The organism is Pasteurella multocida (genome assembly GCF_900187275.1).
GTDB lineage: Bacteria > Pseudomonadota > Gammaproteobacteria > Enterobacterales > Pasteurellaceae > Pasteurella > Pasteurella multocida.
This window is the reverse complement of sequence record NZ_LT906458.1, coordinates 2,195,072-2,211,210: the sequence shown is the minus strand read 5'-3', so window position 1 is coordinate 2,211,210 and position 16,139 is coordinate 2,195,072. Positions and strand designations below refer to the sequence as shown.

Here is a 16,139-nt window from a genome sequence, read left to right as displayed (position 1 = left end):
TTGAGATTATCGCAATAAATTGCCCCCTTTTTCAACCTCAATGCTTATTTATTTCTGATATTTACTTAATGTGAACAAAAGTCACCTCGATTTTGCAGATTTTTTAACTCTTGTTGTTTTTTGTTCAGGCGAACCTTGGCTAGGTTTGATAATATGAGGAGTGACAAAAATCACTAATTCCCGCTTTTGATGACGTTCAGTTTTCTGGCTAAACACATGTTTAAGCAAAGGCAAATCCCCTAGTAGTGGTACTTTATTGACTCCCTTTGTCATCGTATCATGAAACACCCCACCTAAAACGATGGTTTCACCATCTTGAGCGACGACTTGAGTATTGATTTCCTGTTTATCGATCGAAACAATTTCGCCTTTATCATACACTACCGGTGCACCTAATGTATTTTGTGTAATCAATAAATCTAATAAAATCGAGTTGTCTTTTGAGATATGCGGTGTCACATCTAAACCCAATACAGCTTCTCGAAATTCCACCGATTCGCTTTTATCTTTTCCCCGTTTCATCACATAAGGAATTTCCGTCCCTTGTTTGATACTGGCACTTTTTTTATTCGTTGTTAATAAACGAGGACTCGCAATAATCTCAATATGCTTTTCTCGCTCCAAGGCAGTTAATTCCAAGTCTAATAATCGACCATTTATTTTCGCCAACTGTAAGGCGATGGAACCAACAGGTGCACTATTGGTCGAGAAATTCACATTTAATTGGTTTTCTATATTCGAAAAGCCGTTCGCGGCTAAACTCCCTGCAATAGTATGTGCCTGTTCTGTTGCTTGAAATAGCCCCCATCTTACACCAAGTTCCTGCAAACTTTCGTCTGTCATCGTCACAATCCTAGCTTCGATCGCAATTTGTTCAATGGGTTTATCCATTTCTGCTACTAATGCTTTAATACGCTGTATTGATTGCGGTTCATCCTGAATCAGCAGTAAATTAGTCCGCTCATCAAAACTCAAACTCCCCCCGACAGAAAGTAAACTTCCCTGCCCTGAAGTTAAAGATTTCACCACCTCTGCAGCTTTGGCAAAATGCAATTTTATTGAAGATGTCATCAATGACGTAGGATGATGAGTATCGTTTGCTGCAACACCTGAAGGGGAAGTTAAATAATAGGATTTTCCTTCTTGATGTAACTCAAGTTGTTTCATTCTTGCAATCGACTGTAAACATTTCTCAAAGGTTGTCTTTTTCATCTGTAATGATAATGTGCCCTCTAAATGATCATCGATTAACAAATCCTGATGTTGTTGCAATGCTAAATACTGTAACATTTCGACTAAAGGCGCTTGTTTTAAACGTAAATAAAAATGTTCTGCGTCTTGTGCTTGACTACTTCCAACATAAGCAACCCCACATAAAAAGTACACAAAAGATATTTTTCTGAATGCTCGCCACATAATCTTTCCTTAAAATTTGAGTGATAGTATCCCTTCATCCGTGCAAGTTTGCTTATTCTTCCAATAAGATAACTCAACGCCAAATTGACTTATCTGTTTGACTTTCAAGGCTTCGGCGGTTAAAAACTGTCCTACAGTAACCATTTCGATCTGGGCTTTATCATCCATAAAGAAGGCTTGCCATGCATTGTTTTGTTGTAACACACCAATTAACTTCAATGCCGACAAAGGATATTGCGCAAAGACTGTCGTCGCCACGGTATGACAAACTGAAGCCTTAGACGCATGCTGCTCTCTTTTATTTTTATCAAAAGGATCAGCGCAGACCGTGAAGCTAAGTCCACATAAAAGAAAGATGATCTTGATGTTCATCGTTAACTATCCTGTTTTAACTGTAATTGAAAGGAAACCTCAGTTTGAATTGTGCTTTCTTCACCCTCTTCATTTTTCATGATTTGTAATGAAAGTAAGAATAATTGTGGATATTGTGTTAACAATTGCGTGAAAAAAGCCTGACATTGTTCAAAATCACTCTTAAAATGCAACACTAACTGAGGAAAGGGTTGAAATGTCCATTGAGTCGCTTGCTCAGGTAAATGAGCAAGTTGGACTTCAAGAAATTGATTAATTTCTGTAAGTCGATGTGCAACATCGAGGGGCATTAGCTGGCGCAGATTATTTCGCTCTAAACTGGCTAAAATGTGTTTTTGATGTTGCAATGCCTGCTTTTGCGCCTTCTCTTCTAACACGAATTGATTTAACGTTTGTCGTACTTGCCAATAATTTGAAAGCGGAAACATCAGCAATAGACCGAACACCACAAAAAATAACCCTATTTGTTGAAAAAGCGAAAACCTAAACCAACGATCTAATTTTGCCTGTAATACTTTACTCAACATCATTGCGCCTTTTTTATCGTTAATACTATTTCAAAAACAATATGCTCTAATTCTGACTTCATTTCCGCTAATACCACGTTTGTAAAAAGAGGTTGTGCTAAGAAATATTGGTGTACTTGCTCAAACTCTTGCTGTTTTTCAACTTGCCCTCGTACGGTCAAAACCTCGTTATCTAAATGTAGGTAAGTCAATTCACCTTTACCTAAGGGGAGGACTGATAAACAGGCTAATAAAGCTAAAAAGTCAGTCGGTGCTAACCATACCGTATCAGATAAAACAATCTGCTGTTTTAAACGTTGAATCTGTTGACTCACTGTCTGTTGCTCAGTATGCATTTGTGCTTGGATGTTTTGCTGTATTGAAATCTGCTGCTTGAATAACGCGGTTTGCTCAAAACAATAAAAATAACCAAAACTACTCAACAAAATGAGTATTGCGAATTGTGCGCTAGCTGTCTTGATACGCTGTTTTGTTCTTTTTTCTCGCCAAGGCAACAAATTAATTGTGTGTTTCATGTGTTTGTTTTCACTCCATGTAATAAATCTCAACCTGAATTAATCACTTTTTCCATGCCATAAAGCATTCCCTAGTGCGATTAAAGGGACTTCTGTTTGTAACATCGTCCAGTCTGTTGGAAGTAGCGCGCTTATTCTTTCTGTTTGATACACAACTACAGACTCGATCTCTGTCGGATAGCGTTGGCAAAATTGTGTATAAGTGCTATTCAAATCTGCCATCGCCTGTTGTATATACACGACTTGATGTTCTCTTTTTTGCATTGCGATACAACCTTGTGTATCTTGATACAGTAGTAATGTTTTTGAATAGTTTGCATCTGGTAATAGAAATTGAAACGCACGCAATAAGGCATACACAACGTTATCCAACACACGGACATCCACATGAGATAAAGGGGCTAAATACTGTTCAGCGATACTACGTTGCAAAGCAAAAACTGTGAGTCTAAAGCCTTGTTGTCGTTGTTCTGCGCAATAATCAAACCATAGCTGAGATAAAGTAATTGGTAATTCTTGCGTTAACAATAAACTACATTGTGCTTCACATTCGCTTTCCGAGAGAGGATGAGGAAATAAAATTGTTTTGCTCCAAATCTGGTGGGGTGAGATCGCTGCTACAAAATAGTGTTTTCGTCGCTGAAGTTTATGCTGAGCTAAATTCGCTCTAACGCATTGATCAAGCGTGGAAAGGTGAGGAAGCGCACAAAATAAGACGTGCGGTTGACGTTGCTCATCTAACCAAACCAACTCGAGTTTTTCTTGTGTTTGCCATAGACCAATTTGAATAAAACCTGATGATAATTTAATCATTTTTCTGTACTTCTTTACTGAGTATTTACATTTTTACTGCACTTTTAGCTTTGGATTTAGTCTTGTTGTCTTTATACTGTGTACAATTTTTTCGAGTTTTGAATAAACAAACATTAAACTAAAGAGAATTTCCCGATGCGGATCGCAAAACTAATACTCAGTACCCTGCTCACGCTCATCGTACTAGGCTGTCTCGCGCTAGGTGCGATCTATGTTTATTTAAAGGCGGACTTACCGGATGTAGAAAGCCTAAAAACAGTCGAATTACAACAGCCAATGCAAATTTATACGGCTGATGGCAAACTGATTGGCGAAGTGGGAGAACAACGTCGGATTCCAGTGCCACTGGATAAAATTCCAAAACAACTGATTCATGCTGTTTTAGCAACAGAAGATAACCGTTTCTATGAACATCATGGGCTCGATCCTATTGGCATTGCGCGTGCCATTATGGTCGCGGTTACGAAGAAAGGCGTTTCACAAGGCGCCAGTACAATTACTCAACAATTAGCACGAAATTTTTTCTTAACCCCTGAAAAATCGCTTGAACGCAAAGCTAAAGAAGCCGTTTTAGCCATTGATATCGAAAATACACTAAGTAAAAATGAGATTTTAGAACTCTATCTGAACAAAATTTATTTAGGCTATCGTTCTTATGGCGTTGCCGCTGCCGCCAAAACCTATTTTGGCAAAGAGCTCGATCAACTAAGCTTGTCCGAAATTGCGATTATCGCTGGCTTACCTAAAGCACCTTCCACAATGAACCCGATTTATTCATTAAAACGGGCGCAAGAACGCCGTAATATTGTCTTAGGACGGATGTTAACCACTAAATACATCACACAAGAAGAATATGACGCGGCAATCAAAGAACCTATCGTCGCGCGCTACCATGGTGCACAAATTGATTTCCGTGCAGACTATGTCACTGAAATGGCACGTCAAGAAATGGTCAGACGTTTTGGTGAAGAAAAAGCCTACACTAGCGGTTTTAAAGTTTATACTACGGTGCTTTCGAAAGATCAGGCTGAAGCGCAAAAAGCCTTACGTAATAACTTAATTGATTACGATATGCGCCATGGTTATCGTGGCGGTGCGCCACTTTGGCAAAAAGACGAAGTGGTGTGGGACAATGATCGTATCATAGGTTTCTTAAAAAAATTACCACATTCTGAACCGCTCTTACCGGCTGCCGTCATGAATATCAGCAAAACCGGAGCAGAACTTCTTCTAGCCTCAGGTGAACGCATGACCTTATCACACAATGCTATGCGTTGGGCGGGTAAAAAAACACCAAAAGTAGGCGAACAAATTTGGATTCGTCAAAAAGAGAAAGGGGAATGGATTCTGGCTCAAGTGCCGGAAGTCAACTCTGCCTTGGTATCCTTAAATAGTGATAATGGTGCAATTGAAGCCTTAGTTGGTGGATTTAGTTTCGAACAAAGCAAATTTAACCGTGCTACACAATCTTTAGTCCAAGTGGGCTCTTCAATTAAACCGTTTATTTATGCGGCCGCATTAGAAAAAGGGTTAACACTTTCAAGCGTCTTACAAGACTCGCCTCTTGTCATACAAAAAGCAGGACAAAAACCTTGGCAGCCAAAAAACTCACCAAATCGATTTGATGGACCAATGCGCTTGCGGGTTGGCTTAGGATTATCAAAAAATATGATTGCGATTCGTGCGATGCAAATGGCGGGCATTGATTTTACAGCAGAATTCTTACAACGCTTTGGTTTTAAACGCGATCAATACTTAGCCAGTGAAGCTCTTGCCTTAGGTGCGGCCTCTTTTACTCCACTTGAAATGGCAAGAGGCTACGCGGTCTTTGACAATGGCGGTTTCTTAGTTGATCCCTTTATTATTAATCGTATTTTAGACAATACGGGCAAAGAGATTTTCTTAGCCAATCCGAAAATTGCCTGTATTAGCTGTCATGATATTCCTGTGCTCTATGGTGAAACTGAAAAACTGGATGCATTTAAAAACTACGACTTAAGCTTAACAGAGAATTTCGATACCAATATCAATGGGGAAGAAGAAAACGATGTCGGTGATTTGATCCCTGACTTGCCAGAACTTCAACCAACGGCACAAACACAATTAGATGAAAATAATCTTAGCTTTATGGCTGCGGCTAAAACAGATAATGCTGAAACCCAATATGCACCGCGCGTGATTAGCGGTGAATTGGCCTTTTTAGTTCGCAGTGCTTTAACCTCCGCTATTTATGGCGAGCCGGGTAAAAGCTGGGTGGGGACTAGCTGGCGCTTATCTAAAGCCTTTAAACGTCAAGATATCGGAGGAAAAACCGGTACTACGAATAATTCGAAAGTTGCTTGGTACGCTGGCTTTGGCGCACATTTAACCACCGCTGTGTATGTTGGCTTCGACGACAATAAGCGTAATTTAGGGCGCGGCGAAGCAGGGGCAAAAACGGCTTTACCTGCGTGGCAAGCCTATATGCAAGTAAGCTTAGAAAATATTCCAGAACGTAAATTGAGTCCACCACCCAATATTATTGAAAAACGCATTGATACGGGTTCTGGCTTACTCACGGAATCTGGTGGACGAATGGAATATTTTATCAATGGTACAGAACCTAAACGGAGTTATGTAGAAGAACAAGGCTACTACATCCCATCTGATGAGATAAACGAAAATTCCCCAATCCAAGAACGGGAAGAACTTTTCTAAAACAGACCGCACTTTTAAGACGCTATTTCACTCAAATAGCGTCTTGTGCAAACCACGCATTCAATAAACAGCTGACGCCTTCCACTAATTGTGTTTCGCTTAAATCGCCAAAGCCTAAAGAAAATAACCTACGCGCCGCACAATCTACGGGATACACTTTAACCCCCTTGTCATAAGCCAATTGTGTTAAGGTCTCTAAACTTCTTGACTCCGCAATAAGTTCAATCAGTAAATAAAATCCCGAATGTTCACCATAGTATCTTATTTGAGTTGCATAAGGTGCAAGCAAACTACACAGCAGTGCCATTTTTCGTCGATATATTTTACGCATACGATTAATGTGTTTTTCAAATTCACCTTGCTGCATAAAATAAGCCAAACGCTGCTGTTCAAAGCGAGAAACCGCACAATTAATAAACCCACAATGTTGTTGATATGCTGCCAGTAATGACGTGGGCAGTACCATAAACGAAACCCGCAAAGAAGGCATCAATAACTTCGAAAAAGAACCTAGATAAATCACACTGTCATTCTTATCTAAACTCTGTAACGCAGGGATTGGTTTACCTTGGTAACGAAATTCACTGTCATAATCATCTTCAATAATGTAACGCTGTGGCTGTGCTTTTGCCCAAGCTAGTAATTGTTGACGTTGTGTAATAGAAAGCACATGACCAAAGGGATACAAATGCGACGGCGTTACACACGCAATATTCACTGAACTTTGCGCTAAAAAATCAAGGTCAAGCTGTTGATCATCTGCATTCAGAGGCAACTTGATCACTTTCTGGTGGGCTAATGTTAATAGCTTTTCTAAAGTCTGATAACCATAAAATTCCATACCATAGTGCACAACAGGCGTTTGATAAAGGTGCGTAAACAACAACATCAGTTGCTGAATCGCGTTTTCCAAACCACCACAAATGATAATTTGATCAATATGACATTTCACACCGCGCGATGAAAAAAGGTAATCGCAAATCTGCTGTCTAAGGTGACTTTCCCCTTGTTTATCACCAAGACCTAATAAGCTTGAATGGCGTGCTTGGAATAACGCTTTACCCGCCTTACGCCAGTTTTTTAACGGAAAATGTTTACTATCAATATAGTGGGGATTAAAGTCAAAGGCTATCGTACTATGGCGAAGTGCTACAGTATGGGGTTGTGTTTGCTTTGGTGCTGAAAAAAACAAAGAAGGTTGAAAGCACACAAAAAAACCACGTCGTGCAATGGATTCAATATAACCTTCTGCGAGTAGCTGCGCATAGGCAGCTTCCACGGTATTTTGACTGATCTGCAAATAATCACATAAGGCTCTTTTTGAAGGTAATTGCTCTCCAAATGCAAGCTGCTGTGTATAAATTAAATCACGGAGCTGTTGATAAAGTTGTAAATACAAGGGCTCTTTTTTCCCCTTATCAAGCTGATAATTCAATTTACGCATCACTCTGACCTCATTAAATTTCTCTTTTTTGACACTTTTAATCATACCTAAATAAGCGCAAAAATAGCAGCAGTTTATACACAACAATACATGATAAAAGGAGACAAAATATGAATACGATTTTAGGTTCTGATACCGTCAAAAGAGGTATGGCACAAATGCAAAAAGGCGGTGTGATTATGGATGTGGTGAATGCCGAACAAGCACGCATTGCCGAAGCGGCTGGTGCGGTTGCTGTCATGGCGTTAGAGCGAGTGCCTTCTGATATTCGTGCGGCGGGCGGTGTCGCACGCATGGCAAATCCGAAAATTGTCAAAGAGGTGATGAATGCGGTATCAATTCCAGTCATGGCGAAAGCTCGAATTGGGCATATCACCGAAGCCCGCGTGTTAGAGGCAATGGGTGTCGATTACATTGACGAGAGCGAAGTATTAACTCCTGCTGACGATGAATTTCATCTGTTAAAACGTGAATTTACTGTGCCGTTCGTGTGTGGTTGCCGTGATTTAGGCGAAGCATTACGCCGTATCGGTGAAGGTGCCTCAATGTTGCGCACCAAAGGTGAACCGGGCACAGGTAATATTGTGGAAGCGGTACGTCATATACGTAAAGTCAATGCACAAATCCGCAAAGTCGTCGCCATGAACCATGATGAGCTCATGACCGAGGCCAAAAATCTTAGCGCACCCTTTGAATTACTATTACAAATCAAAGCATTAGGTAAATTACCGGTAGTAAATTTTGCCGCAGGTGGAGTGGCAACACCAGCCGATGCGGCTTTGATGATGGAATTAGGTGCTGATGGCGTCTTTGTTGGTTCAGGAATTTTTAAATCTGAACATCCTGAAAAATTCGCCAAAGCCATTGTACAGGCGACCACTCATTATCAAGATTATGATTTGATCGCCCGTTTATCGGGAGAATTAGGCGAACCGATGAAAGGCATTGAGATTTCCCGCCTGCAACAACATGAAAGAATGCAAGAGCGTGGCTGGTAAGTATGAAAGACTATTCACATTTACACATTGGCGTGTTAGCTCTGCAGGGAGCAGTAAGCGAACATTTGCGCCAAATTGAACAACTTGGTGCCAACGCCAGTGCAATCAAAACTGTCTCAGAGTTGACCGCACTTGATGGTTTAGTGCTCCCGGGCGGTGAAAGCACGACCATTGGCAGATTAATGCATCAATATGGGTTTATTGAGGCAATTCAAGATGTTGCCAAACAAGGTAAAGGTATTTTCGGCACCTGTGCCGGCATGATTTTACTCGCAAAGCAATTAGAAAATGATCCTACGGTGCATTTAGGTTTAATGGACATCTGTGTGCAACGCAACGCCTTTGGGCGACAAGTGGATAGCTTTCAAACCGCCCTTGAAATTGAAGGCTTTGCTACAACGTTTCCTGCGGTTTTTATCCGAGCACCACATATTGCTCAAATCAATCATGAAAAAGTGCAATGTCTAGCGACTTTTCAGGGGCATGTTGTCCTCGCGAAACAACAAAATTTGTTGGCTTGTGCCTTTCACCCAGAACTGACGACAGATCTGCGCGTCATGCAACACTTTTTAGAAATGTGTTAGTCTATTTGAGGATGTGAGCACTCGCACATCCTCTTTTAAAAAATCTCATAATTTGACCGCACTTTTTCATCTCATCTTGCATGTTTCACAACTTTAATAGCGCTTCATGAAAAAATCTTTATAATACCGATTTACTTACTTGTATTTGAAAGGCGCTATTATGCTGAGTTATCGTCACAGTTTCCATGCGGGCAACCATGCTGATGTGTTAAAACACCTTGTTTTAATGCTAATTATCGAAAATCTTCAACAAAAAGAAAAAGGCTTTTACTATTTAGATACTCATGCCGGCGTTGGACGCTATCGTTTATTTAGTGAAGAGGCGGAAAAAACCGCAGAATTTGAACAAGGCATTGCTCGCCTTTGGCAACGCGATGATCTACCTGAGGAAGTGGCTCGCTATATCAAATTAATTAAACAAGTCAATTATGGCGGCAAAGCATTACGTTATTACGCGGGTTCTCCGCTGATTGCGGCTAAGATGTTACGCCCACAAGATCGTGCTTTACTCACAGAGTTGCACCCTAGCGATTACCCACTCTTACGGAATAATTTTAAAGAATTTGACAATGTCACCACGAAACGCGATAACGGTTTTCAACAACTGAAAGCGACCTTACCTCCCAAAGAGCGACGTGGCTTGGTGCTTATCGATCCCCCTTATGAATTGAAAGAGGATTATGACTTGGTGGTCAATGCGATTGAAGAAGGCTACAAACGTTTTGCCACTGGCATTTATGCCATTTGGTACCCTGTGGTGCTACGTCAACAAACAAAACGTATCCTTAAAGGATTAGAAAAGACTGGGATCCGTAAGATCTTACAAATTGAACTTGCCGTACGTCCTGACAGTGACCAACGTGGCATGACGGCAAGTGGAATGATTGTTATTAATCCACCTTGGACATTAACACAGCAAATGCAAAACATCTTACCTTATTTAACTGATGTCCTGGTTCCAGAAGGAACGGGAAGCTGGACAGTAAAATGGATTACCCCAGAGTAAAATAAAAGCGACAACATAAAACGTGTATTTGATAGGTAGCGTTGGAAAAGAGTACAGATTTTTATCATCCTCCCCTGAATGAAAAGGAACAAGACAATGACAAAACATTATGATTATCTGGCGATTGGTGGCGGCAGTGGCGGAATTGCTTCTATTAACCGTGCAGCAAGCTACGGCAAGAAATGTGCCATTATTGAAGCAAAAGCGTTAGGGGGCACCTGTGTGAATGTCGGGTGTGTACCAAAAAAAGTCATGTGGTATGGCGCACAAATTGCCGAAGCCATTCATCAGTATGCGCCAGATTATGGTTTTGATCTGCAAGTGAATAAATTTGATTTCGCCAAACTGGTAGAAAGTCGTCAAGCCTATATTAGCCGCATTCACACCTCTTATCACAACGTGTTAGCCAAAAATAATGTGGATGTTATTCAAGGCTTTGCAAAATTTGTGAATGCCAATACCGTTGAAGTCAATGGTGAACACATTACCGCCGATCATATTCTGATTGCCACTGGTGGACGCCCAAGTCGTCCTGCCATTCCTGGCGCAGAATATGGCATTGATTCAGATGGCGTCTTTGCCTTATCCGAATTACCAAAACGTGTTGCAGTAGTCGGTGCCGGCTACATTGCGGTTGAACTTGCCGGTGTGATGAATAGCTTTGGTGTAAAAACCCATTTATTTGTGCGTCAACACGCCCCATTGCGTCACTTCGATCCCTTAATCGTAGATACCCTATTAGAAGTGATTCAACAAGATGGCATTCAATTACATACTCAAGCGATCCCCCAAGAAGTAGTGAAAAATGCGGATGGTTCACTCACGATTAAACTCGAAGATGGACGTAGCCAAGAGGTGGATTGTTTGATCTGGGCAATAGGTCGCCATCCAGCTACCGATACCATTAACCTTGAAGCAAGCGGAGTGGAAACCAACGCACGTGGTTTTGTTAAAGTGGATAAATACCAAAACACCAATGTGGAAGGTATCTATGCGGTGGGTGACATTATTGAAGGGGGAATTGAACTCACTCCAGTTGCCGTGGCTGCTGGACGTCGTTTATCTGAGCGTTTATTTAACAACAAGCCCAATGAGCATTTAGATTACAATCTGGTGCCAACCGTAGTATTCAGCCACCCTCCTATCGGCACCATTGGTTTAACTGAACCCAAAGCGATTGAGCAATACGGTGAAGAAAATGTGAAAGTGTATAAATCCTCTTTCACGCCAATGTACAGTGCCGTGACGCAACGCCGTCAGCCTTGTCGCATGAAATTAGTTTGTGTCGGCAAAGAAGAGAAAATCGTCGGCTTACATGGTATCGGTTTTGGTGTCGATGAAATGATCCAAGGTTTTGCTGTGGCAATCAAAATGGGCGCCACTAAAGCAGATTTCGATAATACCGTGGCAATTCACCCAACAGGGTCAGAAGAATTTGTGACGATGCGTTAATCAGTGCACCAAAAGGCGGAGTGATTTTCCGCCTTTTCTCTGACAAAACTTCGTTAAAAATGACCGCACTTTTCAGCGTCAATACGCTTAAAGAGCAATCTTCTCTTTGTAATGTAAACGACAAACCGACAGATAACTGTCATTCCCACCGATTTGAATTTGCGCACCGTCACGTACAACCTCCCCTTTGTCATTTAAACGTAATACAAAGTTTGCTTTACGTCCGCAATAACAAATGGTTTTGAGCTCTTCTAATTGATCTGCCCACGCTAAAAGGTACTTACTTCCCTCGAACAATTCTGCTTGGAAATCTGTGCGTAAACCGTAACACAGCACAGGAATCTTTAATTTATCCACCACTTCGCTAAGCTGATACACTTGTGTTTTGGTTAAAAATTGCGCCTCATCGACTAAAATACAATGTAAAGGTTGTTGTTGAAGATGTTGTGCAATTTCAACAAAAAGATCACTTTCTTTATGAAACAGTTGTGCCTCTTGGCTAATCCCAATACGTGAGGTTACTTTTCCCACACCAAACCGATCATCAATGGCTGCCGTATAGACTAAGGTATTCATGTCGCGTTCTTGGTAGTTATAGGACGATTGTAATAAGGTGGTGGATTTCCCCGCATTCATCGTTGAATAATAAAAATAAAGTTTTGCCATCTTACTTTAATACCCATTTCCAAAAATAATAAAAAATAGCGCCTGTTAGAGGGGGTAAGGCTGCCAACATTAAAATACCAAAAGTGGTTCCACCACCGACCCAAGAACCCGCTAGCGTTAAATAATCAATTAATATGCCCGTTGGGAGCATAAACACCACTAAGGCAATTATCATTAACATTAAGACACAACCCACACCTGCTGCACGCATGGCTTTTATTTTTAGCTGTTCACTCATGGTGATTTCCTTGTTAAATATTAATCAATCGCAGAAAGCTCAGTCATCGCCCAACGCGGTTTTACCTGAATCGCAAGCGGTTGTGACTCCCCTTGTTTTAAACGTAAAAAACCAGTATAGGCAATCATGGCTCCATTATCGGTACAAAATTGTGGTTGTGGATAAAATACTTCCCCTTTTAACTGTTGCATTAACTGTGCTAAATCCTGACGAAGTTGCTTATTTGCGCTTACCCCCCCCGCAATCACGAGGCGGTTAAATCCCGTTTCCTTTAACGCACGGCGGCATTTAATCACTAAAGTTTCAACCACAGCTTGTTGGAAAGCATAGGCAATATCTGCTTTGGTTTGTTCGGTTAATTCCCCTTCTTCTTTTATCGCTTGCTGCAGTGTATTGGCAGCAAAGGTTTTTAAACCGGAGAAACTAAAATCCAAACCTGGACGATCCGTCATCGGACGTGGAAACTTAAAACGTTTAGGATCACCTTTTTCCGCCAAACGCGCCAACGCAGCACCACCCGGATAATCTAAGCCTAATAATTTCGCTGTTTTATCAAAGGCTTCGCCTGCCGCATCATCAATCGATTCACCCAGTAACTGATAACGTCCTACGCCATCGACACGGACTAATTGCGTGTGTCCCCCTGAGACTAATAACGCAACAAAAGGGAATGTTGGTGGATTATCTTCCAACATTGGTGCTAGCAAATGCCCTTCCATATGGTGTACACCAATAGCTGGCACATTCCAAGCATAAGCTAAAGAGCGTGCAATAGTGGATCCCACTAATAATGCACCGACTAAGCCTGGACCAGAGGTATACGCGATCCCATCGATCTCGTCGGGCGTTAAATTAGCTTGTGCTAACGCCGCTTGGATCAAAGGAGCGGTTTTTCGAATATGATCGCGCGACGCTAATTCGGGCACGACCCCGCCGTAATCAGCATGTAAGGCAATTTGTGTGTATAACTGGTTTGCCACTAAACCTTTTTCTTCATCATAAATCGCGACCCCTGTTTCATCACAGGAGGTTTCAATGCCTAACACGCGCATTTTGCTCTTCCTTTGTCATTATTATTGGGGCAGAATTTTACCTTGTTTAACACGCTTTCACCAGTTTGACAGCGCATTTTTACACAAAAGATCAAACTTCCCTTTGCTTTTCCGTGAAAAGTAGATTAAAATTGCGACCTTTATTGAATAAGCCGTTTATTCCAAACGGTAAAATAAATTAGCAATTGCAAAATTAATTCCATTGAGGTGATTGGCTTATGCCTGTAATTAAAGTACGTGAAAACGAATCATTTGACGTTGCATTACGTCGTTTTAAACGCTCTTGCGAAAAAGCTGGTATCTTAGCAGAAGTTCGCAGCCGTGAGTTCTACGAAAAACCAACTACAATCCGTAAACGTGAAAACGCGACTCGTGCTAAACGTCACGCAAAACGTGTTGCACGTGAAAACGCACGTAATACACGCTTATACTAATACGAAATACGTATTTAAAAACTCGAGTTATACAAACCGTGAAGCCGATAGGTATCACGGTTTTGTTTCATTCAATCGCGCCATATTTTTATGTTAAAGCAGGGGCATATACTTGATGAAAGGCTCAATTCCACGCACATTTATTGATGATCTGTTAGCCAAGACAGATATTGTGGAGCTTGTCAATTCAAGAGTGAAGCTCAAAAAAGCAGGGCGAGATTACCAAGCTTGCTGTCCATTCCATCACGAAAAGACGCCTTCTTTTACGGTTAGTCAAAAAAAACAGTTTTATCATTGCTTTGGCTGTGGTGCACACGGTAATGCAATCTCGTTTTTAATGGAATATGACAAACTTGAATTCGTCGAAGCCATTGAAGAATTAGCAGGCATGCTCGGTTTAGAGATTCCGCGTGAAAATAAACCGCACTTTCATGGCAAACAAATTAATCTGCAAACTAAGCGTAATTTATATGAATTGATGCAAGAAATTGCCCAATTCTATCAACAACAACTCGCACAACATATTCCTGCACAAAGTTATTTACAACAACGCGGTTTGTCTCCTGAGGTGATTTCTCGTTTTCAAATTGGTTTCGTACCGAATAGTTTTGATGCAGTTTTACAACGTTTTGGGCAACAGAAAGAAGATCAACAAAAACTCTTCGATCTTGGTATGCTTTCCCGTAGCGAGCAAGGCAAGATCTACGATCGCTTCCGTCATCGGATCATGTTCCCGATTCGCGATCGACGTGGCAGAACCATTGCGTTTGGCGGACGCGTGCTTGGTGATGAAAAACCTAAATATTTAAACTCACCAGAAAGCGCGACCTACCATAAAGGAAATGAACTATATGGTTTATATGAAGCCTTACAAGCCAATGAATCACCAGAGATGTTACTGGTTGTGGAAGGTTACATGGATGTGGTGGCATTAGCACAATTTGGTGTTGATTATGCCGTTGCCTCACTCGGAACAGCGACTACCGCAGAACAAATTCAACTCCTGTTTCGTTCTACGGAACAAGCAATTTGTTGTTATGATGGGGATCGCGCGGGACGAGAAGCAGCTTGGCGAGCGTTTGAAAATGCCCTTCCTTATTTAGAAGACGGGCGTCAATTAAAATTTGTTTTTCTGCCTGATGGTGAAGACCCTGATTCATTTATTCGTCAGCATGGAAAAGCCGGCTTTGAACAATATATGCAAAAAGCCCTCTCGCTGAGTGAGTTTTTATTCACTAGCCTCGCGCCACAAGTGGATTTTTCCAGTAAAGAAGGGAAAACAAAATTAGCCGCATTGGCAGTGCCATTAATCAAAAAAATCCCTGGCGATATGTTACGCTTATCTCTACGCAATACGCTCGCGCAAAAACTCGGCATTTTAGACCAAGCCCAATTGGAAAGTCTGATTCCAAGCTATTCTGAAATGAAAATAACAGCCTCGCCTCAACCGGTCAAAAGAACGCCAATGCGTGTATTAATTGGTCTGTTATTGCAAAATCCAGAATTAGCCCAATTGGTACCAGACTTATCTCCCTTACGAACACTGAATGAACCAGGGCTGGATTTATTGGAAAAACTGACCGCACTTTGTCAAGAAAAAGTGGGCATTACTACCGGTCAAATACTTGAATATTGGCGTGATACTGAACACAGCAAAGCCCTTGAAATTTTAGCAAGTTGGAATCATTTAGTAGAAGACACACAAATTGAAGAAACATTCAAAAGCACGCTACGCTATTTGTACTTTCAACTTATTGAACATGAAATCGATTTACTGATTGCCAAAGATCGCTCAGAAGGGCTAAATATGAATGAGCGGAAAAAGTTGACACAATTATTAGTGAAAAAACAACAAAAGGCATAGTTAATCTAGCATAACAGTGATAAAATCAGGCGTATTTTATCTTCATAACTACTCAAGCAAG

General features: G+C 41.1%; 16 protein-coding genes. 7 read left to right on the top strand and 9 right to left on the bottom strand.

Annotated features, from left to right (window positions below; all coding sequences use genetic code 11):
• Positions 1–81 precede the first annotated feature (81 nt).
• Genes CKV69_RS10330 through CKV69_RS10310 form a run of 5 tightly spaced genes read right to left on the bottom strand, consistent with a single transcriptional unit; the run spans position 82 to position 3,643 of the window.
• On the bottom strand, positions 82–1,416 hold the full coding sequence (locus CKV69_RS10330) for a type IV pilus secretin PilQ (RefSeq protein ID WP_016533091.1): 1,335 nt from the start codon (positions 1,414–1,416) through the stop codon (positions 82–84).
• 9 nt (positions 1,417–1,425) lie between these two features.
• Complete coding sequence (locus tag CKV69_RS10325) at positions 1,426–1,788, bottom strand: pilus assembly protein PilP (protein WP_015702712.1); 363 nt, start codon at positions 1,786–1,788, stop codon at positions 1,426–1,428.
• A 2-nt stretch (positions 1,789–1,790) separates the two neighbouring features.
• Positions 1,791–2,315 (bottom strand): hypothetical protein, encoded by a 525-nt coding sequence (locus tag CKV69_RS10320; RefSeq protein ID WP_005751903.1) that lies wholly within the window; start codon positions 2,313–2,315, stop codon positions 1,791–1,793.
• A complete protein-coding gene (locus CKV69_RS10315; RefSeq protein WP_015702711.1) occupies positions 2,315–2,830 on the bottom strand; it encodes a hypothetical protein in 516 nt (171 codons plus the stop codon). Before CKV69_RS10315 ends, CKV69_RS10320 begins: the two co-directional genes overlap by 1 nt.
• A gap of 39 nt (positions 2,831–2,869) precedes the next feature.
• Positions 2,870–3,643: a type IV pilus biogenesis protein PilM gene (locus tag CKV69_RS10310; RefSeq protein WP_015702710.1), complete on the bottom strand. Its 774-nt coding sequence runs from the start codon at positions 3,641–3,643 to the stop codon at positions 2,870–2,872.
• Between the two features lie 135 nt (positions 3,644–3,778).
• Between CKV69_RS10310 and CKV69_RS10305 the strand changes: the two genes are divergently transcribed.
• On the top strand, positions 3,779–6,340 hold the full coding sequence (locus CKV69_RS10305) for a penicillin-binding protein 1A (protein WP_015702709.1): 2,562 nt from the start codon (positions 3,779–3,781) through the stop codon (positions 6,338–6,340).
• 31 nt (positions 6,341–6,371) lie between these two features.
• On the opposite strand, the gene pdxR is transcribed toward CKV69_RS10305, so the two are convergent.
• The gene (gene pdxR, locus CKV69_RS10300; protein WP_016504289.1) at positions 6,372–7,784 is read right to left on the bottom strand and encodes a MocR-like pyridoxine biosynthesis transcription factor PdxR; all 1,413 of its coding nucleotides are present in this window, start codon (positions 7,782–7,784) and stop codon (positions 6,372–6,374) included.
• A gap of 110 nt (positions 7,785–7,894) precedes the next feature.
• Here pdxR and pdxS point away from each other — a divergent pair, with 110 nt between their 5' ends.
• The 4 genes from pdxS (at position 7,895) to gorA (ending at position 11,824) form a co-directional block, all read left to right on the top strand.
• The gene (gene pdxS, locus CKV69_RS10295) at positions 7,895–8,782 is read left to right on the top strand and encodes a pyridoxal 5'-phosphate synthase lyase subunit PdxS (protein WP_015702707.1); all 888 of its coding nucleotides are present in this window, start codon (positions 7,895–7,897) and stop codon (positions 8,780–8,782) included.
• 2 nt (positions 8,783–8,784) lie between these two features.
• The gene (gene pdxT / locus CKV69_RS10290) at positions 8,785–9,366 is read left to right on the top strand and encodes a pyridoxal 5'-phosphate synthase glutaminase subunit PdxT (protein WP_015702706.1); all 582 of its coding nucleotides are present in this window, start codon (positions 8,785–8,787) and stop codon (positions 9,364–9,366) included.
• A 160-nt stretch (positions 9,367–9,526) separates the two neighbouring features.
• Positions 9,527–10,372 (top strand): 23S rRNA (adenine(2030)-N(6))-methyltransferase RlmJ, encoded by an 846-nt coding sequence (locus CKV69_RS10285; RefSeq protein ID WP_025248561.1) that lies wholly within the window; start codon positions 9,527–9,529, stop codon positions 10,370–10,372.
• 96 nt (positions 10,373–10,468) lie between these two features.
• The gene (gene gorA / locus CKV69_RS10280) at positions 10,469–11,824 is read left to right on the top strand and encodes a glutathione-disulfide reductase (protein ID WP_015702704.1); all 1,356 of its coding nucleotides are present in this window, start codon (positions 10,469–10,471) and stop codon (positions 11,822–11,824) included.
• Positions 11,825–11,911: 87 nt separating this feature from the next.
• Here the strand turns inward: gorA and CKV69_RS10275 are convergent, their stop codons facing one another.
• Genes CKV69_RS10275 through tsaD form a run of 3 tightly spaced genes read right to left on the bottom strand, consistent with a single transcriptional unit; the run spans position 11,912 to position 13,780 of the window.
• Positions 11,912–12,490, bottom strand: a complete 579-nt coding sequence (locus tag CKV69_RS10275) for a thymidine kinase (protein ID WP_005717659.1) — start codon at positions 12,488–12,490, stop codon at positions 11,912–11,914.
• Between the two features lies 1 nt (position 12,491).
• Positions 12,492–12,728, bottom strand: a complete 237-nt coding sequence (locus tag CKV69_RS10270) for a hypothetical protein (protein WP_005717662.1) — start codon at positions 12,726–12,728, stop codon at positions 12,492–12,494.
• A gap of 20 nt (positions 12,729–12,748) precedes the next feature.
• Complete coding sequence (gene tsaD, locus CKV69_RS10265; protein ID WP_005723723.1) at positions 12,749–13,780, bottom strand: tRNA (adenosine(37)-N6)-threonylcarbamoyltransferase complex transferase subunit TsaD; 1,032 nt, start codon at positions 13,778–13,780, stop codon at positions 12,749–12,751.
• A 218-nt stretch (positions 13,781–13,998) separates the two neighbouring features.
• Here tsaD and rpsU point away from each other — a divergent pair, with 218 nt between their 5' ends.
• Together rpsU and dnaG are read left to right on the top strand one after the other, a co-directional pair.
• Complete coding sequence (rpsU, locus tag CKV69_RS10260) at positions 13,999–14,214, top strand: 30S ribosomal protein S21 (RefSeq protein WP_005717672.1); 216 nt, start codon at positions 13,999–14,001, stop codon at positions 14,212–14,214.
• Between the two features lie 115 nt (positions 14,215–14,329).
• The gene (gene dnaG, locus CKV69_RS10255; protein WP_005751910.1) at positions 14,330–16,078 is read left to right on the top strand and encodes a DNA primase; all 1,749 of its coding nucleotides are present in this window, start codon (positions 14,330–14,332) and stop codon (positions 16,076–16,078) included.
• Positions 16,079–16,139: the final 61 nt, after the last annotated feature.